This is a genomic window from Bifidobacterium sp. M0307 (assembly GCF_016100445.1).
In the GTDB taxonomy this organism is placed as follows: domain Bacteria; phylum Actinomycetota; class Actinomycetes; order Actinomycetales; family Bifidobacteriaceae; genus Bombiscardovia; species Bombiscardovia coryneformis.
The window spans coordinates 698362-722122 of record NZ_JACFSL010000001.1 but is presented as its reverse complement, the minus strand read 5'-3'; the positions used below and the strand labels follow the sequence as shown (position 1 = coordinate 722122).

Here is a 23761-nt window from a genome sequence, read left to right as displayed (position 1 = left end):
CTGAAAGGTCGCAGCGTCGTCACCCTTGATGACATTCCCCTGCCTCGCATCGAGGATCTTCTGGATCGGGCTGCGTATATCGACTCACACCGGCGCGAGGTGGCCCATACCTGCGACGGACGGGTCTTGGCCACCCTGTTCTACGAACCCAGCACCAGAACGCGGTTGAGTTTCGAGACCGCCATGCTTCGCCTGGGCGGGCAGGTCATCGGGTTCGCCGGAGCTCAGCTGGCCAGTGTATCCAAGGGCGAATCCATCAGCGATACCCTGAAAACAGTCTCCAACTACGCCGATATCGTGGCCATGAGGCACCCCAAGGAGGGTGCGGCCCTGGTGGCTTCCCGCGCGGCTTCCGTCCCGGTCATCAATGCCGGCGATGGAGGGCACATGCACCCCACCCAGACCCTGACCGACCTGGCGACCATTCGTGCCCGAAAGGGGCGGCTGACCCATCTGACCATCGGCATGTGCGGAGATCTCACCTTCGGCCGCACTGTCCATTCCCTGATATCCACCCTCTGCAGGTGGGGCCACGTGGACTTCGTTCTGATCAGCCCAGATGAGCTCAGAACCCCGGAATACGTCCTGGAACGCATAGATGCCTCCCCGACCTGCACGTATCGTGAAACCAGTGATTTGGGTGGGGCCATCGGCGACCTGGATATTCTGTACATGACCAGGGTCCAGAAGGAGCGCTTCTTCAATGAGGACGACTACCTGCGTCTGCGCGACACCTACATCCTCGACGAGGCGAAGCTGAAGTCCGCCAAGTCGGACATGGCCATCCTTCACCCCCTCCCCAGGGTCAACGAGATCACCACCGAAGTGGATAAGGACCCCAGAGCGGCCTACTTTGAACAGGTGCGCAACGGGATGCTGGTCAGAATGGCCTTGGAAAGTGCCCTTCTGGGCGATGAACTACCCGGTTACGAAACAAAGATGGAGGTGGAGGCATGAAGGTCACCAGCATTGTTGACGGAGCCATCATCGACCATGTACAGGCTGGCACGGCCCTGAAGGTCCTGCACTATCTGCACGTGGATCCCGCCAGCACGCGGCTTGCCCTGATCATGAACACGGACAGCCGCAAGTATGGGCGCAAGGACATCATCAAGATCGAGCAGACCGACGACCTGGATCTGACGGCCTTGGGCTTCATAGCCCCCCAGGCCACGGTCGATCTGGTTCGTGAGGGGCGCATAGTCAGCAAGCACAAGCCGGATAGACCCAAGCATCTGGTCAATGTCATCACCTGTGTCAATCCACGATGCGTCACATCCGTGGAGCGTGGGGTTGATCAGCGTTTCCACCTGGATGGTTCAGGGATCTACCGCTGTGACTACTGCGACGAGAAGGCAGAACTCTGAAGACCGAAGGAGTCAGGGCATGAGGATACGTTTCCAGGGGCTTCGATTATGGCGGACAGGTCGCTGTGTCGACCTGGTTGTCGACACGGCCGCCGCCACGGAGCTGATCGACGAGACCGGAGCCCTGGCCGGGTCGGAGTCTGCGGCAACCAGCACTGTCGACATGTCGGGTATGGTGCTGGCTCCCGCCTTCCAGGATCCCCACGTGCACTTCCGCGATCCCGGGCAGGTCGATAAGGAGGACATGGTCACCGGCTGTACGGCGGCGGCTGCGGGAGGGTATGGACAGGTTCTGATCCTGCCGAACACGGAACCCGCCATGGATGGCCAGGCCCGGATGGATGACGGGCGTACGGTCATCGAGTACCTCCAGGACTACGAAGAGAAGCTTGGTAGGTCCCTACCGGTCCATTATGCGCTCTGCGTGGCAGCCTCCAAGGACCGGGCCGGGCAAGAACCGTCCAATCCTGATGACTGGCGGGTTCACCTGCCGTCAAGGGAGCCTCATGGGAGCCATCCGGGAGCTGTGGCCCACCCTGTGCTGGCCATCAGTGACGACGGCTCGGCAGTGACCGACCGGACCCTGGACGATGTGGCCAGAATTGCGCGCGATGCCGGTCTGCCCATCCTGGACCACTGCGAGCACCACGAATCGGGTTTCATCAATGAAGGCGAAGTCAGCCGCCGTCTCGGCTTCGCTGGCGTACCTGCCTCGACCGAGTTGGATATAGTCCAACGAGACATCGAGCTTGCCCGAAGGACAGGCACCAGGGTCCACCTCCAGCATGTCAGTACAGCCGCGGCTTTCCAGGCCATTCGCCGCGCCAAGGAGGAGGGGTTGCCGGTCACCTGCGAGACGGCCCCCCATTACCTGGCCCTCTGCGACGAGGACGTGCTGGAGCTTGGCGCCATGGCCAAGATGAACCCTCCGCTCAGATCCCGGAGCGACAGGGAATCCACACTTGAAGCCGTTGCCGACGGTACCGTCGACATGATTGCCACCGACCACGCCCCCCATACCGTCAGCGAAAAGGCAGGCGGGCTGGTCAAGGCACCAAACGGAATCATAGGCCTGGAAACGGCCTATGCCATCTGCAACCAGGCACTGGTCGAATCGGGTGTCATCTCACACCAGCGATTGGTTGAACTGATGAGTCTGGCTCCGGCCGAGCTGCTTGGTACCGCGATTACCGATATTGAGGATATGACCCAGGACAGGAACCTTCTGGACCTGACCAAATCCGAGGGTGCGGGATTGGTCGTTCTGGATCCGGCCGGGGAGTGGACCGTGGATGCGGGCAACTTCCATTCCAAGGCGAGCAACACCCCCTTCCAGGGCTGGGAGGTCAGGGGAAGGGTTCTTGCCACCATAAAGGACTCCCACCTGGTCTTCTCCCGCCTTACATCCGGGCAGGTCAAGGGGTCCAGGGAAGGGAGACAAGCATGGATAGGCTGATAGGACTCATCCAGGAGAAGGGGAATCCGACCGTGGTGGGTCTGGATCCCCGCCCGGAGCTTCTGCCCCCGCAACTCATAGACCAGGCCCGAAAGGAAACCAGGGAAAGCCTGACTTCAGCTGGCTTCCTTGAGGACACCTGGTCGAATGACCAGGTCCAGGCGATCTGGGCCCATCATCTGGCCCAGGCCTATCTGAAGTTCAACCTGGCCATCCTCGACGGAGTAGCCGACCTGGTCCCTGCCGTCAAACCCCAGATCGCCATGTATGAGGCCCTTGGTCCATCCGGCATCAAGGCCTACACCAGCACCTGCAAGGCTGCCGCCGACCGGGGGCTGTACGTTATCGGCGACGTCAAGCGAGGCGATATCGGTTCCACTGCCTCGGCCTACGCCGCCCACCTTTCGGGAATGCCCCTGGCCTTGCGGGAAACCGAACAAGGGGGCGAAACCAAGCCCGGCTATGGAACCGGCACCACCCAAGGCCTTGGCTTTCCCTGGTACGAGGACGCCATCACGATCAATCCATACCTCGGCAACGACGGGGTGGACCCCTTCAGTAAAGCTGCAGACGAGGCCGATGGCGACATCTTTGTCCTCGTACGGACCTCAAATCCCTCGTCCAGCCAGATACAGGAGCTTCGGGTCAGACACGACCGAGGTGAGGACAGGATGCTCTTCGAGCAGGTGGGGGACCTGGTTGAGGAGTGGGGGGCATCACTGCGAGGTGACCACGGATATTCCCGACTGGGGGCAGTGGTCGGGGCGACCCATCCCGCGGCAGGGGCCACCCTACGCAAGGCCATGCCGCACACCTTCTTCCTGGTCCCCGGGTACGGCGCCCAGGGAGGTGCGGCGGACGACGTGGTGCCCATGTTTGATGCTCGCGGGAGTGGTGCCATCGTCAACTCATCACGGGGCATCATCGCCGCCTGGAAGAAAGACCCGTCCTTCACGCCGGCCATGAGTCTTCCGGCCGCCCTGCACCTGGTGAGCCAGGCAGCAAAGACCGCGGCACAGACCATGAGGGACGACCTGAATCGAGCACTGAAGGAGAGTAGATGAGACAGCCTGTCTTCACGACCACAGAACCGGTCATCGACCGTGCACGCCGGGCCGGACGCCGGCCTGGACGACGCACCGACGTAATCACCGGGATGGAGGCTCTGGACCAGGATGTCTGGAGGATGACCATCGAGGATCCCTTCGCTGCCCAGGAAGCCCTTCCGGGTTCCTTCGTCAATCTCTACCCGACCGACTCGATGACCCTCCTTCCCCGTCCGTTGGGAATCAGCAGGGTCCTGGGCGGCAACCAGATTGAGGTCATCTTTGGTGTGGTCGGCAGGGGAACACACGAGTTCTCAGAGCTCCGACCCGGCGATTGCATCGACCTGCTCGGTCCTCTCGGCAAAGGGTTTGACCTTTCCGGAAGCGGCCATTACATCCTCGTGGGCGGAGGGCTGGGGGTTCCTCCGCTGATACGGGCTGCCCAGGTCCTCCGGGAGCAGGGTGGTGCACGATCAACCGCCCTGCTCGGGTACCGGTCCGTACACTTCGCCGACAGGTTCATGAATCCCCTGGTGGACGATCTGCGTTCCATCGACAACGGGCGGGGCGATGTCATTACCCTGCTTGATGGTCTTGAACCGACCCTGGACCCTGAAGACGCGATCATCCTGACCTGCGGCCCGACCCCGATGATGGGGGCTGTGGCCGCCTGGGCCGGTAAGAGGTCCATCCCCACCCAGTGCTGCATGGAAGCCAGGATGGGATGCGGGTACGGCACCTGTGTGGCCTGTGTCGTGGACACCGTAAATGGACGTCTCAAGGTCTGCAAGGATGGGCCGGTCTTCAAAGCGGATGACCTGCTCTGGAAAGGCGGCAAGCACTGATGGGCGAAATTGCAGTGAATGACGGAAGTATCATGCAGGAAGATAAGGCGATGTCTGCTGGCCGGGATATCACCCCCGGTATGGACCCCCTGGAACCTCACCGTTGGAAGCATGGCACGGTCGTGGCAGGTGTGCCATGGAAGAATCCGGTGGGCACCGCCTCCGGCACCTTCAATCTGGATGCCTGCCAGGACTACTATGATGTGGCGGACATGGGAGCCATCGGCACCAAGGGTGTCTCGCCCGTCCCCTGGGAGGGCAACCCCTCTCCAAGGACGGCGGAGACCCCAGCTGGAATGGTGAACTCCGTAGGACTGCAGAATCCTGGCGTGGACCGCTACCTGGTCGACGAGCTTCCCAGACTCAAGGCCTTGGGGGCCACGGTGGTCACCAACGTGGCAGGTCACAGTGATGATGATTATGCCCAGGTGGTGGAGCGCCTGGCCGATTCCCCTGCTGACATGTTGGAAATCAACGTCTCTTGCCCCAATGTCTCCCATGGGGGCATGTCTGTGGGAACCGATCCCGAAGCTCTGAACCGGCTCATTCATCGCCTACGCACCATGACCGACAAGCCCATGGTGGTCAAACTGTCCCCGAATGTCACCGACATCGTGGCTGTGGCCCAGGCCAGCGTGGAGGGTGGGGCAGATGCCCTGAGCCTGATCAACACCCTGGTCGGCATGCGTATCGACATTGATACAGGTGAACCCATCCTGGCCCAGGAGACCGGGGGAGTGTCAGGCCCCTGCGTCTTCCCCATAGCCCTCGGTTTCGTTTGGAGGGTTCGCAAGGCCCTGCCCGATATTCCGATTATCGGCATAGGAGGTATTGATTCAGGGGAGAAGGCCCTTGAGTTTCTGTACGCGGGTGCCAATGCCGTTGAGGTAGGCGCCGCCGCCCTCCTGGATCCGGTCGCCCCCGTCAGGGTGGCCAGGGAACTGGACGACCTCCTGGACTCACGACCCGAACTTGCTGATTTGCTCTCGAAAGGAAAGACATGGAAATGAACAGGATCGACTCAACCGAGATACCTGCGGAACAGACGGAGGGTCTTCGGCAAGGCTTCACCCGCTTCCTCCTGGAAAGTGGCGCACTGAAGTTCGGGGACTTCACGCTGAAGTCAGGCAGGCGCTCTCCCTACTTCATTAATGCCGGTGCTTTCAATGACGGTCCAAAGATAGCCCTGCTGGGGGAGTTCTACGCAAGGACCATAGTCAATGCCGTCAAGGCGGGAACGCTCCCGGCCGATATCGACACGGTCTTCGGGCCTGCCTACAAGGGGATTCCCCTGGCCGTCTCGACGGCCATTGCACTTGGAGGTGCCCATGATATGCACCTGGGCTACACGTTCGACCGGAAAGAGGTCAAGGACCACGGCGATGGCGGCCTCATGGTGGGAACCCAACTCGAAGATGGTATGAGGGTTCTTCTGGTCGATGATGTTATGACTGCGGGGACCGCAGTCCGTCAGGCGGTGCCGAAGATACTCGATCAGGCGAAAGTGGAGATCGTCGGTCTGGTCCTCTCGGTGGACCGGATGGAGAAAACGGGTCAGGGCAAGGGCTCAGCAGTCGAGGCCATCATGGAGGAGTTCCACTTCCCCGTGCTCAGCATTGTCAATGTGCAGCAGATTTTCCAGGCTGCGAGCGCCATGAAGGACAACCAGGGCAGGCCTTTCCTGACCGACCAGGTGGCTTCGGACGCGAAGGACTATCTGAACCGCTACGGAGCCTGATTTGGTGTAGATTGGAGCAAGTCGATGCAGGCCGCCGACCAGCGGTCTGTGCAGGTTGACCGCGCAGGGCGTGGTCCCGGCCCATCAAGAAGGACCTCATGGACATGAACCCTACAGAGCAGAGCACACCAGATCAGAACGGACAGCCAGGGCAGCAGGAGACCGTACCCCCCGGGCGACGCCGTGGCATCATCATCTCAGCAGTGGCCCTTGTTCTGGTCCTGGTCATCCTTGCAGCCGGACTCTATGTCTGGCATCGCAAGGACCAGGCTGACAGGGATGCGCAGGCAACGGTATCCGGGGAGACCGTCGCCAAGGGGCCGACCGGAAGCAAGACGGCCTATAAGGAGCTCCAGGAGGTCAAGGTCAAACCATCTGTTGCAGATAAAGAGGGTGGACTGACCATATCGGCCGGAGGAATCAACACCAAGGCACCCAATGCTCCATCAGTCCATGTCTTCGTCGACCCGATGTGCCCCTGGTGCGGCAAGGTGGGACGCGTCATCGACCCCGAACTGGAGAAGATGGTCAAGGCAGGTCAGATCACTGTCACCTACACCTTCCTCAACTTCCTGGATAAGGTCTCCAGTGACCAGTACTCAACGCGGGTTGGGAATGCCTTGGCCACGGTGGCCGAGCAGGATCCCAATCACTTCCTCGATTTTGAGGCCGCCGTCTTCGAAGAGGGCTTCCAGCCTGACGAGGAGGACTACCAGCCGGTCTCGGACCAGGATCTTGCCAATCAGGCTGTCAAGGTGGGGGTTCCCGAATCCGTGGCCGCACAGTTTGCCGAAGGCCGCTACAAGGACTGGGTCCAGAAGGTGAACGATTACACCATCACACGCACGGACGTCGAGGATGCCAAGGGTGAATTCACCACACCCACCATCATGGTCAACGGCCGTCTCTGGGACATCAGTGGTGCAGGCAAGGCTTCCGGCGGCCTACAGCACCTCGACAAGGCCCTGCTGAAATCCCTGGGGATTGATGACGACAAGGTGGGTATGCAGGGTGTCATGCCCTCCATAGGTTCCACGGGAAAAGCACTGCCGTTCTGATCGGTGTCGTCCATCGCTACTGAATCGTTGACAAATCGAAGGGGCGTCCTCAAATGGGACGCCCCTTCGATTTGCATACCCGTCAGCTCAGGATATGGTCTCTGCCACTGGGAGGGGGGGGGGGTGCCCCTACTCGATGAGGGAGTAGCCATGATTGGAGAGCACTTCCTTCAGCTTGTCGAGGTAGAGCTCTGCGGCATGGGATATCTTGGTCCTGCTGTTGACTATCCAACCCAGAAGCATGGATTCGTCAGACTGCAGGGGGACACTGACGATCTTCTCATTGTTCAGGTCCTCATTGTCGATACCGGTGCAGACCGTGTAGGCGTTGAGTCCCACGATGAAGTTCAGCATCGTGGCACGGTCGGTTACGGTGATCTGCTTGGAGGAGTAGCTGGGCCAAACCGCCTCTTCTGCAAAATAGAAGGAACCCTCGTCGCCTTGCTCATATTGCAGGAAGGGGTAGGGTTCCAGGTCTTTCATGGTTAGGATCTTGCGGCTGGCGAGCGGATTCGTTCTGGCGAGGAAGACATGCAGGTCGGCTCTGAAAAGAGGGTGGAAGTCCAGGTGTTTCTCGCGCAGCATCTTGGAAAGTACCTGTTGGTTGAAGCCTGATTGGTAGATGATGCCGATTTCGGATTGCAGGGTCGAAACCTGGTCTATGATATCCCTGGTTCTCGTCTCCCTGATGGTGAACTCATACTCTTCGGAGTCGATTGAGTTGATCATCTCCACAAAGGCCTCGACTGCAAACATGTAGTGCTGGGTGGAGACTCTGCAAAGCTGCTTGCGGGGTGTTACCTGCTTGTAGCGGGACTCCAGAAGATCGGTCTGGTCCAGGATCTGCCGGGCATAGGTCAGAAATTCGGCACCATCGACGGTCAGGGCGATTCCCTGGGAGTGGCGGGTGAATATCTCGATCCCCAATTCGTTCTCCAGCTCCTTGACCGAGGAACTCAGGGCCGGCTGGGAGATATACAGCTCATGCGAAGCCTCATTCATGGATCCGCACTCGACGATCTTCACGATATATCGCAGCTGGAGCAGTGTCATGGTTTCAATCTATACCAGCCCCGTTACGGCTCACGCCCACCCTTCTTTCATCGTGGTACGCCAAGCTAGACAGGCGATGGTCGGTTCAGCCGGACTGGTTCCCGGGGGAAGTGGAGTGGGGTTGCGCCCCTGGCGGGAGGGGGCTAAAACCGTAACCAGTCTCGCCTAGAGGTGCCGTCCGAGTGCGGCTATCTCCTCCATACCCCTGGTTGCCGCCTGCTGGTCCAGGTACCGTCCCCTTCCTTCCACGCATAGATTGCCGTGGACATCGGTTGTGAACCCGTAGACCATGGGTACTCCTGTAGGCACATTGATGGAAGCTATGTCCTTGTCCCCGATACCTTCCAGGACCTTGATCAGGGCCCGGACAACCGACCCATGGGTGACCATCAGAATCGTGAGTCCCTCTTTCAGTACCGGGGCGATTCGTGCCTGCCAGTATGGTTGCAACCGCGCCAGGAGGTCCTTCAAAGACTCGGCTCTGATTTCGGCCGGGACGAGCGAGTCCAGATGGTCCTGCATGGCAGGAGCATACCGCGGGTCGTCTTCCTGAAAGTAAGGGGAAGCCGGGTCGATGTCAGGAGGCCGCACATCAAACGAGCGCCGGTAGGCATTGAAACGGTCCTGGCCGTAGCGTTTCAGCATCGCCGGTCGCGTCTCACCCTGGAAAGCCCCATAATGGCGCTCATTCAGTCGCCAGGTCCTCTCTACGGGTATCCAGCTGCGGTCGGTCAGATCCAGGACTATATCAGAGGTCAGAATGGCCCTGGACAGGAGCGACGTGAAGACCATATCGGGAGCGAGACCGGCCTGACTGAGGAGTTTGCCCGCCTGCATGGCCTGGTCTCTACCTCGGGTGGTCAGTGGAACATTGACCCAACCGGCGAACCGGTTGACGGATTTCTGGGTCCAGGTGCTTTCTCCGTGACGCATCACTATCAACTCAGCCTGCATGGACCCGTTCCTTTCCTTGGGGGCTTGCCACCCAAGCCCCGTACTCCCGTGCGTCGGTTCTCAGAACCAGAGCGAACTGTGCTCGAAAAAGAGGGAGGACTCCCTGTCCTGGTTGTTGTCACCCCTGTTCGATCCTGAATCCAGGGCGGTATGCCCGCTCAGGAGCGTGCCGACAGCCTGGGGAAGATGTTCGGCGATTTCCGAGGCACGGATCGGGTGACCCAAAGGACCGTGGGCGTGGTTGCTTCCCTCGTTGGATTCTTCCTGGATTTGTTCGATGAAAGCTTGGGGATGCCTTGGCTGGAAGACCAGAGGTGCCTCCCAACCGGCTTGCCCGGATTCCGAAGCCAAGGCCCCGGCCAGCCCATGCAGGTAGGTTCCGGCTGCGACGAGATCGACTACGGCTTCCGGCTCGTCCTCAATAAGGTCTGCGTTCTGCGCCAGAAGGGCACCGATGGTTCCTGCCAGGACATCGCCAGAGCCCGCGGTCGAGAGCCAGGCCGGACCGAACCCGGTGGTCATGACCCGTGGCTGGCCGGTCCCGTCATCGCCGACAACCACTGTCACTGCCCCTTTGAGCAGGACCGTGGCACCGGTCAGTTCCCAGGCGCGGATGGCCCATTGGACCGGTGCAGCAAGGACATCCTCAGATTCGACGCTTTCGCCACGGGCTCCAAGGAGGGAAGCCATCTCTCCTGCGTGGGGGGTCAGTATGCCCAAGGGGCCGATTCTGTCGGGCAGGAGATCCAGTGCACCTGCGTCGATGACCATGGCCGGATCAGTACCGGTATGGCCCTCCTCCTCATCCTGCGCCTGCCTGTTCAGCAGGGAGGAGATCAAATCCCGTTGCCCTTCTCCGTTCGAATCCGGGGCATCGTCCATCTGGTTCAGAGCCGCCTGAGTCGGTACACCTGATCCCAGAACCCAGGATTCCACCCGTCCGGTACCCAGCACGGCCTCTGGTATGGAGGAGAGGATGAGCTGACCAACGCTGTCGGGCCCATGGTAACGAATCATCCCCACATTTGCATTGGCGGCTGCGGTGGAGGAGAGCAGGGCTGCACCGTGGTACTGGTCCGAACCCGTGACGAGGCCCACCACTCCACGACTGTATTTGGTGTCATCGATCCGGGGAACCCTGAGAAGGCTTGCACAGGTACCGCTGGTCATACACTCGACGGTCGGTGCCAGGGCCGAGGTATTGAATCCGAAATCCACCAGAACGAGGCGCCCGCAGATGTATGCGGCAGGGGGGAGCATCAGGCATGGCTTCAGGGCGCCCATGGTGACGGTCACATCGGCGGGGATGTAAGCCCCCGGCAGGGTGCCCCCGTCAATATCGACGCCGGAAGGGGCATCGACCGCCAAAACAAGTGGGGTCCGCCTGCCTGATGTGGCGGAAGGAACGAGACGATGGGGAAGTCTTCCGTCTTCTCCGATTTCGATGGCCAGGGCGGCTGGAATCCCGCGTAGTGCACCCCTGAGCCCGATGCCGGCCATGGCATCAATCACCAGGTCGGCATCCTGGCATAGCTCAACGGCTTCTGCCAGCGCGTCCGCAGCCTGACTGGCCCCCTCAGGTATGTCGCAGTCCGGAATGGTTGCCAGGGGGTCCAAGGCCATGACAACCCCACCTGCCCTGAGCAGTGCGCTCGCTCCTTCACGATCGAGGCTGCGCCCGGTGGCGATCACGGTCACATCGGCTCCACGCCTGGCCAAATCGGCCGATGCCAGCAGTCCGTCACCCCCGTTGTTTCCGGCTCCCGCAAGAAGGACTATCCGGGCGGTATCAGAATCGATATTCGCCTCACGCATCATGAGCCGGGCCACTGTGGTCAGGGAGTCGGCTGCCATCCTCATCAAGGGCACCCCTTCTTCCAGGAAGGGTTCCTCCAGGGATCTGATCGTATCAGCGCTGTAGGCTTTGGTGGTCAGGTCCCCATACGTCCGGTTTTTGTCTTCAAGCGACGGCTTCATGCCTGCTCTCCTCACTGCTCCGGTGTCTCTCAGGTGGACGCCCTTGGTTACCCACTCTATCCGATTGCCTCATCCGTCATCAATTTTCCTGGTCCGGTATGGCCGGTGTTTCGCCGAGGGTATCCCTATATGGGTCCGGTCTTGTCAGGCAGGGGAACTATGGTCGGGCACATCGTTGGTCCGTTCCGAAGGAGTGATGCGATGCAAGGATTCACCATGCCCGATACCGGACAAATCATGGCTCTGGTCATGACCCTTCTCCTTTGTGGCCTGATCGGCTTTGAGCGTGAATTCCTCAAGCATGATGCCGGCATCCGCACCCACATCCTTGTAGGCATGGGCAGCTGCCTCTTCACCATGGTCTCCATCTACGGCATCCAGGCCGCAAGCGGGAGCTATTCCTGGGACGCCTCCAGGATTTCCGCCTCGGTGGCATCCGGTATCGGCTTCATAGGTGCGGGGGTCATCTTCTTCAACCACGACTCGGTGCGGGGTCTGACCACAGCCAGTGCCATTTGGGTGGCCTCCGCAGTGGGTATGGCCTGCGGGGTGCAACTGTTCTCCCTGGCCATCCTCACCGTGGCCTTCTATTTCTTCGCGGTCCTGGTCGTGGCTCCGGTCCTGAAGTGGCTGTTGCGTAACAGGCAGAACACGGTCCTGCGAATCACCTATGAAAACGGACGGGGTTCCCTACGTGAGTCCTTGCTCCTATCCACCCGGATGGGGTTCGAATCACGAGTACTGACCACCCACGAGGTCTCTCATGATGATTGGCTCGGGGCTGAGGTGACCGTCAACCTCCTTGGCAAGGGGGATGTCTCGGAGCTGGTCGAGTCCATAGGCCAAACCGTCGGCGTCAAGGCCGTGCAGGTTCTGGGAGAGGACGATTGACCGGTTTCACCCAACCATATTGAGAGGGCTGCATCACGTGAGCCAAGGATGATGGGGGAGGGGAGTCGACTACTCTTCGGCAACCAGGTCCAGGTACCCGTCATTCCATAGGTCCTCATCACCATCCGGCATCAGCAGAACCCGCTCCGGGTTCAGGGCCTTGACGGCTCCCTCATCGTGGGTGACCAGGACGATGGCGCCCTCATACTTGGCGATGGCCTTGAGGATCTCATCCCTGGAGGCGGGGTCCAGGTTGTTGGTGGGCTCATCGAGAAGGAGCACATTGGCCCTGCTGGTCACCAGTGTGGCCAGAGCCAAACGTGTCTTTTCTCCGCCGGACAGAACCTTGGTGGGCTTCATGGCATCCTCCCCGGAAAAGAGGAAGGACCCCAGGATCGTTCTTGCCTGGGTGTCGTCCAGATCCGGAGCCACATGCTGGAGGTTCTCCAGGACAGACACGGACTCATCCAAGGTGTCATGCTCCTGGGCGAAGTATCCTATCTTGGCACCGTGCCCCAGAACAACCCGGCCCGTATCAGGCTGTTCGACACCGGCCATGAGTCGAAGTGTCGTGGTCTTGCCGGCTCCGTTGTAGCCGAGGATGACCACGCGGGACCCTTTGTCGATGGCCAGGTTGATGCCGGCGAAGACGATGTTGGACCCATATGCCTTGGAGAGCTCCTCGGCCATGATGGGGGTTTTGCCGCAGGGGGCCGGCTCCGGGAAACGCAGATCGGCCACCTTCTCCGCCCGCTCCGCCTCCTGGGTGGAATCCAGCAGTCGCTGGGCACGCTTCATCATGTTCTGAGCGGCCACCGCCTTGGTTGCCTTGGCGTGCAGACGGATGCCCTGCTTCATGAGCCGCTCGGCCTTCTTCTCGGCCACCTCCCGCTCACGGCGACGGCGTTCCTCATCCACAACGCGCTGCTTCAGATAGGCTTTCCACCCCATGGAGTACATGTCGATGCTGGCCTGCTGGGCATCCAGGTGCCAGACGCGGTTCACCGTCTCGTCCAGAAGTTCGGTGGAGTGGGATATGACCAGGAAGCCACCCTCGAACTTGCGCAGATATTCCTTGAGCCATTCGATGGAATCGGCATCCAGGTGGTTGGTCGGCTCGTCCAGAATCAAGGTGTCTGCATCCGAATAGAGGATTCTCGCCAATTCGATACGGCGACGCTGGCCTCCGGAGAGGGTTCCCAGCGGTTGTCTGAGGGTATCCTGACTGAGACCCAGACTCTCGCCCATGACGATGGCCTGGGATTGGGCTGCATACCCGCCGGCATTCTCAAAGTCCTGCTGGGCCCTGTCATACCGTTTCATGGCCTTTTCCATGATTTTCGGGTCAGGGTTGGTCATATCTATTTCGGCTTTTCGCATCCTGCTGATGGTGGAAGCGATGTCGCGGGCGCTCATGACCCTGTCCAGGGCGCTCTGGTCCGGGTCCCCCGTGTGGGTGGACTGGGGCAGGTACCCCAAGTGTCCGCTGATCCTGACCTTGCCGGCCGACGGGAGCATATCGCCCGTGATGACCCGGGTCAGAGTGGTCTTGCCTGCACCGTTGCGCCCGACCAGACCAATCCTGTCGCCCTTGCTGATATGGAAGTCGGTGGCTTGCAAGAGGAGTCGGGCCCCAATGCGGATTTCAAGTCCCTGTGCCTCTATAGCCATGCCGTGCCCGACCCCGCTTTCGTGATGGTTGCAATCGAATGAAGGCCGGTTGACAAGGTCCGACCCAAGGGACCATGGTAGCAAGTACCTGTCCCTTGGGTCGGGCGAATCGGCTCAGGGGTCAACGCCTGGTCAGTTTGAACCGGTTCCAGGGGAAGTAGATGATCAGCGCACCGACGGCGGTCATGGCCAAGACCAGAACTCCGAGCACGGTCACGGTCGAGAATATCCTGATTCCAATGCCGAGGCAGGCCCAGACGATGACCAGTCCGAACACCCAATCGCTCAGTTTCTGCATCATGAGGAAGGCAAGAGCCAGCAGCAGACCGACGACTATCACCGTGGTGAATCCTTGAATGAGGTCGGAGACCCTGGATCCTGAATCAAGGATGGCGTAGGCAGCGTTGACCAGGGTGGCCACGCTCAGCCAGGATGCGTACAGGGATAGGGGAGCCCAGTCCAGAACCTTGGCCACCTTTGGGGTGCCCTCTTTGGTTGCGTCACGTCTCACCAAGGCATAGAGCATCCACACCAGGAGGGTCAGCACTGCGATGATGATCAGGGAAACCAGTGTTTGCTGCCGGTGCCAGAAGATCAACCAGGCGACGTTCAGGCAGCATGTGACCACGAAGACCAAGCCACTCAGCGTAAAGGGAAGGAACCCGAACTTCTTCCTGCTCGGCCCTGCGAGACTGAACCTGACCAGCCATACGGCCAGTGCGATGTAGATGACTCCCCAGATAGCGAAGACGTATCCAGCTGGCATGATCCACACGTTCACCCTCTTGGCGATCAGCCCGGTCGTGGTTCCGTTGAATTTGAAGACCTCGGCGTAGCCGTTGAAAGCGACCATGATGAGCCATGCCGCCCAAAGGAGGACATCCTCGAAGAGCTTCCAGGAGCCGCTCTCTTTTTGCTCATCGCCTGCCTGGGTCTTGTTGCCGGCATCGTCTTTAGATGACGCGCCTGGTTGGCTTTCGTCCTTCCTGTCCTGAGACAGGCTGCGGTTCCTTCCCTCGGAGGATTCCTCCGACTGCTTTTGAGACCTGAATTGCCCAGCCTTAGTGCCGTCGGACTTCGATTCGTTCTTTGTCTCTGTTTGTTCTCCCGCTTGAGTCCGCTCTTCCCCGCTGTCACGCTCATGCATGGCCGCAGAAGTCCGCCTGGCTTTTTCTCTGGGGTCCTCATCGTCTTCCGACCACAGTCGGCGGGGATTATCGGAGATTCGTTCCCCGGTTCCGGTCCTGCCCTTGTCGCTCATTCTGCCTGCTCCTCTCCGGTCCGGCCCGCTCGCAATCCGCACGGGTCCTCCCCGGCTGCGGACCATTCCGCCTATATACCCCTACTGTATGCTGGTAAATGGCTCCGAGGCTGTATTGAACCTGCCGGAGTCCTTTCCGCCACGATCAGGGAGAACATCATGATTGAGACGCTTGGAGTAGACCAAACAGCACAGGCAACACCCCAGAAGCGATGTGACTGGGCACAAAGTGACCCCCTGGAGCGCACCTACCACGATGAGGAGTGGGGGGTGCCCAAGCACGGCTCCCAGGCCCTCTTTGAGATGCTCAGCCTCGAGATATTCCAGTCCGGGTTGAGTTGGCAGCTTGTTCTACGCCGGAGGGAGGCCCTTCGCAAGGCGTTTGCGAATTTCGATATACAGACCGTCGCCGGATATGACCAGGCTGACGTGGACCGGTTGGTTCAGAATGCCGACATCATCAGAAACCTCGCCAAGATCAAGGCAACCATAAACAATGCCCGCGTGATTGCGGACATGTTCCCCGGAGAGGAGTTTGACCGATACTGCTGGTCATTCACCGGCGGCAAGACCATCAATCATGATTACCTGACCATTCTCACAACACCCCGGTATGACCACCTGGCCGAGATTGTCAGTACGGACATGAAAGGGATCGGACTCAAATTCGTTGGACCCGTTACGGCGCAGTCCTTCATTCAGTCCGTAGGAATCGTCAACGATCACATGCATGGGTGCTACTTGAACGCGTTCCAGGAGTGACATAGCTCAGTCCTAAGTAGAAGTCAAGGCCGTTCGAGCGAAAGAGTCTTCGCCATCATCGAACACTTGTTCGAACAATCCTCTCCCGGCGGTATCATGAGCACACTTACGGTATCAGCCAGCTAGGGAAGCGGACGGGATCAAGTGAATCAGAAACAGCAGGCAAGAACAGCGGTCGAACCGGCAATCGAACAGCCGAAGATGATCGAATCCAACGGATCATTGGTGGCGGATCTCTCCCAGGTTCCCAATGACCGCAAGATCGTCATTCAAGGCGCTCGCGCGCACAACCTCAAAAACGTCAACCTGACCGTACCGCGGAACAGGATGGTGGTTTTCACCGGCCTGTCAGGATCGGGCAAATCCTCCCTGGCCTTCGACACCCTCTTCGCCGAGGGGCAGCGCAGGTACGTGGAGTCCCTGTCCTCATACGCCCGCCAGTTCCTGGGGCAGATGGACAAGCCCGACGTTGACTTCATCGAGGGACTAAGCCCAGCGGTTTCCATCGACCAGAAGACCACCAATCGCAATCCCCGCTCCACGGTGGGAACCATCACCGAAATCTATGACTACCTGCGGCTCCTCTTCGCCCGTACCGGCATTCCGCACTGCCCGGTCTGCGGCGAGGAGGTCCGGGCGCAATCCCCGCAACAGATTGTTGACACCCTCCTGGGCAAACCGGAAGGAACGCGCTTCCAGATTCTGGCTCCCATTGCCAAGGGCCGCAAGGGCGAATTCGTCGAGACCCTGGAGCTTCTGCGCTCGGATGGGTACTCCCGGGCAATCATCGACGGGGAGATGCGCCAACTTTCCGAGAAGATCAAACTGCCCAAACAGAAGAAGCACACCATAGAGGTGGTGGTTGACCGCCTGGTCATCAAGCCTGCAGCCCGGCAGCGTCTGACCGACTCCGTGGAAACGGCCCTCCGCCTTGCCAAGGGAACCATCGTTGTCGACTTCGTAGATCTTGACGAGAAGGACCCTGGCCGACGCCAACCTTTCTCCGAGAAGCGTTCCTGCCCCAACGGACACGAACTGGAACTGGACGAGATCGAACCCCGCACCTTCTCCTTCAACGCCCCCTATGGTGCCTGCCCGACCTGTACAGGTCTGGGGTTCAGTCTGGAGATCGACCCGGAGCTGGTCGTACCGGATCCCGACAAGAGCCTCAAGGATGGGGCGATCGAGCCCTGGAACGGGACCAAGACCCAGCAGCAGTTCTACGGGCACCTCCTGGAAGCCCTTGCCAAGGAGATGGGCTTCTCCATGAAGACACCGTGGAAGGACCTTTCCGAGGAGGTTCGTCATGCGGTCATGTACGGGCACGATTTCAAGGTCAACGTCTCCTACAGGAACCGCTGGGGCCGCCTGCGCGAGTACTCCACCGGTTTCGAGGGTGTAGTCCGTACACTCATGCGTCGTCATGATGAAACGGAATCGGAAGCGATGAAACAGTTCTACGAGTCATACATGCGTGAGGTGCCCTGCCAGGTTTGCCATGGGAAGCGTCTCAAGCCGGAAGTCCTCGCTGTGACCGTCGATGGGCTCTCAATCGCCGAAGTGTGTGACATGCCCATCGCAAAGAGCCTGGCCTGGGTCAACGGACTGCACCTGGAGGGTGCCTTGGCCAAGATCGCCGGGGAAGTCCTCAAGGAAATCAAAGCGCGGTTGCGCTTCCTGAGCGACGTGGGTCTGAACTACCTGACCATGTCGCGTGCTGCCGCCACCCTGTCCGGAGGTGAGGCCCAGCGTATCCGTCTGGCTACTCAGATCGGCTCCGGCCTGGTCGGGGTCATGTACGTCCTGGACGAGCCGTCGATCGGCCTCCACCAGCGCGACAACGACCGACTCATCAGCACGCTTCAGCGTTTGCGGGACCTGGGCAACACCCTGATTGTGGTTGAACATGATGAGGACACGATCCGTCAGGCCGACTGGCTGGTCGATATCGGTCCAGGCGCCGGCGAGCATGGGGGTGAAGTCATCTTCTCGGGCCGATCCGGGGACCTGACCAAGGCCACCAGGTCGGTCACCGGCGACTACATTGCCGGTCGCAGATGCATAGAGGTGCCCAAGGCACGTCGCAAGATTCACAAGACGAAGCAGCTGACTGTGGTCGGTGCCCGTGAGAACAACCTGAAGAACCTGAAGGTGTCCTTCCCCCTGAGCGTCATGACCGCAGTCACAGGAGTATCAGGTTCGGGCAAGTCCACCCTGGTCAATTCAATCCTCTACCCGGTCCTGGCCGACAAGCTCAACAACGCCCGCATAGTCCCGGGCAAGCACACCAGGGTGGAGGGTGTGGATCAGCTGCGCAAGGTCATCCATGTGGACCAGAACCCTATAGGCCGAACCCCGCGCTCAAACCCGGCCACGTACACCGGAGTCTGGGACAAGATACGACAGCTCTTCGCCCAAACACCGGAAGCCAAGGTGCGTGGCTACGGGCCCGGCCGGTTCTCCTTCAATGTCAAGGGTGGTCGTTGCGAGACATGCCACGGAGACGGGACCATCAAGATAGAGATGAACTTCCTTCCGGATGTCTACGTTCAGTGCGAGACCTGCCATGGAAAGCGGTATAACCGGGAGACGCTGGAGGTGACCTACAACGGGAAGAACGTCTCGGATGTGCTTGATATGCCCATCGAGGAGGCGGCCCGGTTCTTCCAGCCCTACACCTCCATCGCGCGTTACCTGAATACCCTGGTCGAGGTGGGGCTTGGGTACATCCGTCTTGGACAGCCCGCACCTACCCTTTCCGGTGGTGAATCCCAGAGGGTCAAGCTTGCCACCGAGCTCCAGAAGCGGTCCGACGGGAAAACGGTCTACATCCTGGATGAGCCCACGACGGGTCTTCACTTCGAAGACGTACGCAAGCTGCTCCGGGTTCTGCAAGGACTGGTGGATAAGGGCAACTCGGTCATCGTCATCGAGCACAACCTTGATGTGATCAAAACGGCTGACTGGATCATCGATCTCGGGCCTGAAGGCGGCGACGGGGGAGGTACGGTCGTTGCGCAGGGGACTCCGGAGGAGGTGGCGGCCAACCCGGACAGCTGGACCGGGCGGTATCTCAAGCCCATGCTGGATGCCGGCAAGGTCGCTCAAACCTCCAAGACATCCAAGAGAGCCGGGAAGGCCAAACAGGAATCAACCAAGTAGAATCCAAGCCAAGCAGAAAGGGAGGTAACCATGACGCGTAGCTGCTTTGAACGCCACACCCAGCAGGTCTGGCGACAGACCGCCCGTGCGCTCGAAGCCGAATCGCGTACCGGTTCCTCCGCAGGGGAGGAGGCGCCCTCGGGATTGAACAAGAACGGCGCCCCCCTCCTCGGTGATACACGTGACGGTTTCCGCCCGAAGACCTCCGACATACCCACCCAGCCCGGCGTCTACAAGTGGAGGGATGAGGAAGGCAGAGTCATCTACGTTGGCAAGGCCAAGAACCTGCGCAACCGGTTGACCAACTACTTCCAGCCACTCGCCAATCTCCATCCCCGCACACAATCCATGGTTCTGACGGCCAGAAGTCTGGAATGGACCGTGGTGGCCACCGAATTGGAATCCCTGACGCTCGAATACACCTGGATCAAGGAATTCGACCCCAGATTCAACGTCGTTTTCCGTGACGACAAGACATACCCCTATTTGGCCGTATCGGTCGGCGAGGAGATCCCCCGAGTCTGGATGACCCGCGTCAGAAAACGGCGTGACACCAGATATTTCGGCCCGTACGCCAAGGTCTGGGACATCCGTCATACACTTGATGGCCTCCTCAAGACCTACCCGGTCCGCACCTGCACGTCCGGCGTCTTTCGCAAGGCTCAACTCAGTGGTCGTCCCTGCCTTCTGGCATCGATCGGCAAGTGCTCGGCCCCATGCGTGGGCAGGATCAGCCCAAAGGAGCATCGCAAACTCTGCGCCGAACTGACCGGGGTGATTACAGGTCGCCTGGGTAAGCCCTATCGCGCAAACCTAACGCGGCAGATGAAGGCGGCCAGCGATGACCTTGACTTCGAGAAGGCCGCACGCCTGCGGGACCAGATAGCCATGCTGGATACGGTCATTGAGCAGAACGCAGTGGCCTTCGGCTCCAATGTGGATGTTGACGTCTTCGGCGTCGAATCGGATGAACTCGAAGCTTCGGTCCATGCCTTCTTCGTTCGGGCGGGAGCCATTCGAGGTGAGCGTAACTGGAGCGTGGAACGGGTTGAGGATGTCTCCGACGAGGACCTGATTGGCGACCTTATCGTCCAGGTCTATTCGGACCTGATGAACGAGACCAGCAGCGAGCTATCCAGGACCGCGCCCCACAATGAGATGGCCTTGGAGACACCCGCCGATGAAGATTCAGGCGTTTCCATCAGTCAGGCCAGGGATGCCATGGGATCGACCCAGCGGGTTACCGCCTTGGATGCCGAGGATAGGGCCCGCGCCACGAAGAAAAGGAATACCTATCAGGAACAGACCGGGAGGGCCGACCTCCTTGCTCCCATCTCACCTATTCCTCCGGAGGTTGTGGTCCCCATCCAGCCTTCCCGCACAGAATCCCTTGAAGAGTGGTTGCGGGGACTTCGTGGGTCCTCGGTCAGGATACGAGTGGCCAGCAGGGGCGAGAAGAAGTCTCTGATGGACCGGGCCAATGCCAATGCCCACCAGGCCCTCCAACGTAGCAAGATGAGCCGTATGAGCGACATCGGCACCCGCACGGAAGCCATGAACGACGTTGCCAGGGCCCTGGGCCTGGATAAGGCGCCCCTGCGGATCGAGTGCTACGACATCTCCAACACGGTTGGAGGCCAATTTCAGGTGGCCTCGATGGTTGTTTTCGAGGATGGCATCCCCAAGAAATCCGAGTATCGCCGCTTCGCCATTCGGGGAAAGGACGGGAAGGGGGCCGTGGATGATGTGAGCGCCGTCTACGAGACACTTACCCGCCGATTCCGCCATGGGAACATCGCCGGCGACAGTGGGGAAAGCATGGAAGCCGAGCGGAAAGTCAACCAGGCGAATCTGAAGGGGGAGGGAGTCGACAGGAAGGATGATTTGGGCAGCGACACGGGAACCGAGGAGGCCATCGTCCAGCAGAACGCCTCGGCGCATCACTTTGCCTACAAGCCCAACCTGATTGTCGTTGATGGAGGCAAACCTCAGGTTTTGGCGGCGGCAAAGGCCCTGCATGATTGCGGTGTCGACGATGTGGCTCTTTGCGGTCTGGCCAAGCGTCTTGAAGAGGTTTGGGTGCCGGATGACGACTACCCGATCATCCTCAAACGTCAGTCTGAGGGAATGTACCTTCTTCAACGGGTGCGTGACGAATCCCATCGATTCGCCATCACCTATCACCGTCAGGCCAGGCGAAAGGGTGCTTTGCGCTCCGCGCTGGATGATATCCCAGGCATCGGAAAGGCGTACCAGAAGCGACTGCTCAACCATTTCGGCTCCGTCAAGAAGATGAAGGAGGCAAGTCTTCAGGAGCTGGAAGGCGTCAAAGGCATAGGCCAGGCCAAGGCCGAATCGATCTATAAGGCCCTTCACCAGGGGGAGGGGCGACCTGCTCCGGAAGCGGACTCCAAGCAAGGCCAGGAAACCATCACCGGGTAGACTGGCTCAAGGTGGAAGCGATGGCACCGATCAAGCGAACCAGATAAGGAGCGGGGATGGATCAGACCGTGAGACGCTGTGCAGTGTTGGGCGATCCCATCGACCACTCCCTCTCACCCGTCCTTCATAGGGCGGCCTATAAGGCACTGGGCCTGGAAGGTTGGCGATACGATCGTATCCGTGTCGGCCATGGAAGCCTCCCTACCTTTTGGGAGTCACTCGACCCTACCTGGGCAGGTCTGAGCCTGACCATGCCACTGAAGAAGGCCATCAATCAGATGGGAACTGCCACGGACCATTGGTCCGGTGTTCTCGGGGTCTCCAATACAGCTGTTCTTTCTTGGAGTCAGGCAAATCGGAAAGGCAGCGGACCGGCCGTCAGCCTGACCAATACCGATGTCGAGGGGATTGTGTGCGCCTTCAAGGAGGCCGAGGGTTTCCTGAAGGATCCGGACCAGTCCATCGACATCATCAAGTCGGTAAGCACAGGAACGATGCTCCCTCAGCCAGGCAAACAGCTGCGAGCGCTGATCTTGGGCAACGGAAACACGGCCGAATCAGCACTCTGCGCCCTGGGCTTCCTGGGCGCTGGCCACATCGATCTTGTGGCCCGTCGTCCTGATGCCACCGGGAGACTGATTGAATTGGCCAAGGAATTGAACATCTCGGTTGGTGCGGCGCATGGCATGGATGACAGTGACTGTGTTTCGGACCTGCTCTGCCAGGCCGATCTGGTGGTCTCGGCCCTTCCCGCCCATGCGGCGGATCCCCTGGCTGACCTATTGGACAGCCGTTCAAACCGTCATTCCCCGCAATCAGCAGGTCTTTCAAAGGCACCCCACCTTCTTCTCGACGTAGCCTATGAGCCTCGTCCCTCCAGGCTCACCCAGGCCTGGAAGAATCGGACAGGGGGCAGGGCGATCAGTGGCGACAGGATGCTGCTGTACCAGGCGGTCAGGCAGGTGGCACAGATGACTGGACAACCCCTTGAATCCATCCCCGTCAAGGCTATGGACAGAGCGCTGAAGGAGGAGATGCAATGAGCACCGACGCGACCTCGCCCACACCCAAGGCCGAGACCATCCCGCCTTTCCAAGGCTTCGAGGTGATGCTCATCACGGGTATGTCAGGAGCTGGGCGTTCCCGGGCCGCTGACTGCATGGAAGACATGGACTGGTACGTCGTCGACAACATGCCGCCCCGTCTTCTGGTCCCCCTGGTCGACATGATGACCTCCTCGGGCAGTACCCTGCATCGTCTGGCAGCGGTGGTCGATGTAAGGTCCCGGTCATACTTCGACGACCTCTCGGCCGTTCTGGGGCATCTTGACGACCTCGGCGTCAAGTGCCGGATACTCTTCCTGGATGCATCCGACCAGGTCTTGGTCAAGCGCTTCGAATCCGTCCGGCGTCCCCATCCTCTCCAAGGTTCCGGCCGCCTGATCGACGGCATCCATGAGGAGCGCAAACTCCTGGACAACCTCAAGGAGCGGGCCGATATGGTGATTGATACCTCGGCTTTGAGCGTCCACGATCTCTCGACCCGTCTCTACGAACTCATGCTCGGCTCCGGACCCACAACAGTCGGAATCCACATCATGAGTTTCGGGTTCAAATACGGGATTCCCATTGATGCTGATTTCGTCGCCGACCTCCGCTTCCTTCCCAATCCCTTCTGGGTTCCGGATTTGCGCGAACTCAACGGGCACGATGAGCCGGTGCGCGAATACGTCCTCGCCAGCAAGGGTGCAGAAGAGTTCATCGAAGCCTACACGCAGGCAATTCTGACGGCCGTCGACGGGTATGCCCGGGAGGACAAGCACTATGTCACCATCGCCTTCGGCTGCACGGGTGGTCAGCACCGTTCAGTGGCCATGGCCGATGAATTGGCAAGGCGCCTGAGAATCAAGGGGATGGACGTCACCGTATCCGCTCGGGAACTCCCGCATAAACCCCACTGAGGCCCCGATTTGGGACTGATAGCCAAGGGCGGAATTTGTCCAACTTATTCGATATCACAGTAATCCGGTAGTTCGTTCGACCGGCGAGTCGCACGGACCACAGCATTCAACATCGGTT

The 23761-nt window shown here is 59.9% G+C and carries 19 protein-coding genes; 14 read left to right on the top strand and 5 right to left on the bottom strand.

The window, feature by feature from the left end; all coding sequences use genetic code 11:
• The 8 genes from pyrB (at position 1) to H3V08_RS02850 (ending at position 7510) form a co-directional block, all read left to right on the top strand.
• Positions 1 to 957, top strand: a complete 957-nt coding sequence (pyrB, locus tag H3V08_RS02885) for an aspartate carbamoyltransferase (RefSeq protein WP_198182100.1) — start codon at positions 1 to 3, stop codon at positions 955 to 957.
• On the top strand, positions 954 to 1367 hold the full coding sequence (locus tag H3V08_RS02880) for an aspartate carbamoyltransferase regulatory subunit (RefSeq protein ID WP_198181532.1): 414 nt from the start codon (positions 954 to 956) through the stop codon (positions 1365 to 1367). Before pyrB ends, H3V08_RS02880 begins: the two co-directional genes overlap by 4 nt.
• A 19-nt stretch (positions 1368 to 1386) precedes the next feature.
• Positions 1387 to 2823, top strand: a complete 1437-nt coding sequence (locus H3V08_RS02875) for a dihydroorotase (RefSeq protein ID WP_198181531.1) — start codon at positions 1387 to 1389, stop codon at positions 2821 to 2823.
• Positions 2811 to 3887, top strand: coding sequence for an orotidine-5'-phosphate decarboxylase (gene pyrF, locus H3V08_RS02870; protein ID WP_198181530.1), 1077 nt, complete (start codon positions 2811 to 2813; stop codon positions 3885 to 3887). Before H3V08_RS02875 ends, pyrF begins: the two co-directional genes overlap by 13 nt.
• The gene (locus tag H3V08_RS02865) at positions 3884 to 4714 is read left to right on the top strand and encodes a dihydroorotate dehydrogenase electron transfer subunit (RefSeq protein WP_198181529.1); all 831 of its coding nucleotides are present in this window, start codon (positions 3884 to 3886) and stop codon (positions 4712 to 4714) included. The genes pyrF and H3V08_RS02865 overlap by 4 nt, the downstream gene beginning before the upstream one ends.
• Before the next feature lie 50 nt (positions 4715 to 4764).
• Positions 4765 to 5724, top strand: coding sequence for a dihydroorotate dehydrogenase (locus H3V08_RS02860; protein WP_045921793.1), 960 nt, complete (start codon positions 4765 to 4767; stop codon positions 5722 to 5724).
• Positions 5721 to 6452, top strand: a complete 732-nt coding sequence (gene pyrE / locus H3V08_RS02855) for an orotate phosphoribosyltransferase (RefSeq protein WP_198182099.1) — start codon at positions 5721 to 5723, stop codon at positions 6450 to 6452. The genes H3V08_RS02860 and pyrE overlap by 4 nt, the downstream gene beginning before the upstream one ends.
• Before the next feature lie 104 nt (positions 6453 to 6556).
• On the top strand, positions 6557 to 7510 hold the full coding sequence (locus tag H3V08_RS02850; RefSeq protein WP_198181528.1) for a DsbA family protein: 954 nt from the start codon (positions 6557 to 6559) through the stop codon (positions 7508 to 7510).
• A 129-nt stretch (positions 7511 to 7639) separates the two neighbouring features.
• Here H3V08_RS02850 and H3V08_RS02845 read toward each other — a convergent pair whose 3' ends face one another.
• The 3 genes from H3V08_RS02845 to H3V08_RS02835 all read right to left on the bottom strand — a co-directional run bounded on the left by H3V08_RS02845 (position 7640) and on the right by H3V08_RS02835 (position 11494).
• Positions 7640 to 8563 (bottom strand): LysR family transcriptional regulator, encoded by a 924-nt coding sequence (locus tag H3V08_RS02845; RefSeq protein ID WP_033490106.1) that lies wholly within the window; start codon positions 8561 to 8563, stop codon positions 7640 to 7642.
• 165 nt (positions 8564 to 8728) lie between these two features.
• Complete coding sequence (locus H3V08_RS02840) at positions 8729 to 9517, bottom strand: 2,3-bisphosphoglycerate-dependent phosphoglycerate mutase (RefSeq protein ID WP_198181527.1); 789 nt, start codon at positions 9515 to 9517, stop codon at positions 8729 to 8731.
• Positions 9518 to 9577: 60 nt separating this feature from the next.
• Positions 9578 to 11494, bottom strand: coding sequence for a bifunctional ADP-dependent NAD(P)H-hydrate dehydratase/NAD(P)H-hydrate epimerase (locus tag H3V08_RS02835; RefSeq protein ID WP_198181526.1), 1917 nt, complete (start codon positions 11492 to 11494; stop codon positions 9578 to 9580).
• A gap of 201 nt (positions 11495 to 11695) precedes the next feature.
• Between H3V08_RS02835 and H3V08_RS02830 the strand changes: the two genes are divergently transcribed.
• Positions 11696 to 12385, top strand: a complete 690-nt coding sequence (locus H3V08_RS02830; protein ID WP_198181525.1) for an MgtC/SapB family protein — start codon at positions 11696 to 11698, stop codon at positions 12383 to 12385.
• A 69-nt stretch (positions 12386 to 12454) separates the two neighbouring features.
• On the opposite strand, the gene H3V08_RS02825 is transcribed toward H3V08_RS02830, so the two are convergent.
• Both H3V08_RS02825 and H3V08_RS02820 read right to left on the bottom strand, forming a co-directional pair.
• Positions 12455 to 14056, bottom strand: a complete 1602-nt coding sequence (locus H3V08_RS02825; protein ID WP_033490870.1) for an ABC-F family ATP-binding cassette domain-containing protein — start codon at positions 14054 to 14056, stop codon at positions 12455 to 12457.
• Between the two features lie 121 nt (positions 14057 to 14177).
• Positions 14178 to 15317 (bottom strand): TspO/MBR family protein, encoded by a 1140-nt coding sequence (locus H3V08_RS02820; protein WP_198181524.1) that lies wholly within the window; start codon positions 15315 to 15317, stop codon positions 14178 to 14180.
• A 159-nt stretch (positions 15318 to 15476) separates the two neighbouring features.
• Between H3V08_RS02820 and H3V08_RS02815 the strand changes: the two genes are divergently transcribed.
• The 5 genes from H3V08_RS02815 to rapZ all read left to right on the top strand — a co-directional run bounded on the left by H3V08_RS02815 (position 15477) and on the right by rapZ (position 23643).
• Positions 15477 to 16079, top strand: a complete 603-nt coding sequence (locus H3V08_RS02815; protein WP_198181523.1) for a DNA-3-methyladenine glycosylase I — start codon at positions 15477 to 15479, stop codon at positions 16077 to 16079.
• A gap of 201 nt (positions 16080 to 16280) precedes the next feature.
• Entirely contained in the window at positions 16281 to 19241 is a 2961-nt protein-coding gene (uvrA, locus tag H3V08_RS02810) for an excinuclease ABC subunit UvrA (RefSeq protein WP_198182098.1), read from the top strand.
• A 30-nt stretch (positions 19242 to 19271) separates the two neighbouring features.
• On the top strand, positions 19272 to 21683 hold the full coding sequence (gene uvrC, locus H3V08_RS02805; protein WP_198181522.1) for an excinuclease ABC subunit UvrC: 2412 nt from the start codon (positions 19272 to 19274) through the stop codon (positions 21681 to 21683).
• Between the two features lie 56 nt (positions 21684 to 21739).
• Positions 21740 to 22726, top strand: coding sequence for a shikimate dehydrogenase family protein (locus H3V08_RS02800; protein WP_198181521.1), 987 nt, complete (start codon positions 21740 to 21742; stop codon positions 22724 to 22726).
• Positions 22723 to 23643: an RNase adapter RapZ gene (gene rapZ / locus H3V08_RS02795; RefSeq protein ID WP_033490098.1), complete on the top strand. Its 921-nt coding sequence runs from the start codon at positions 22723 to 22725 to the stop codon at positions 23641 to 23643. Before H3V08_RS02800 ends, rapZ begins: the two co-directional genes overlap by 4 nt.
• Positions 23644 to 23761 lie beyond the last annotated feature (118 nt).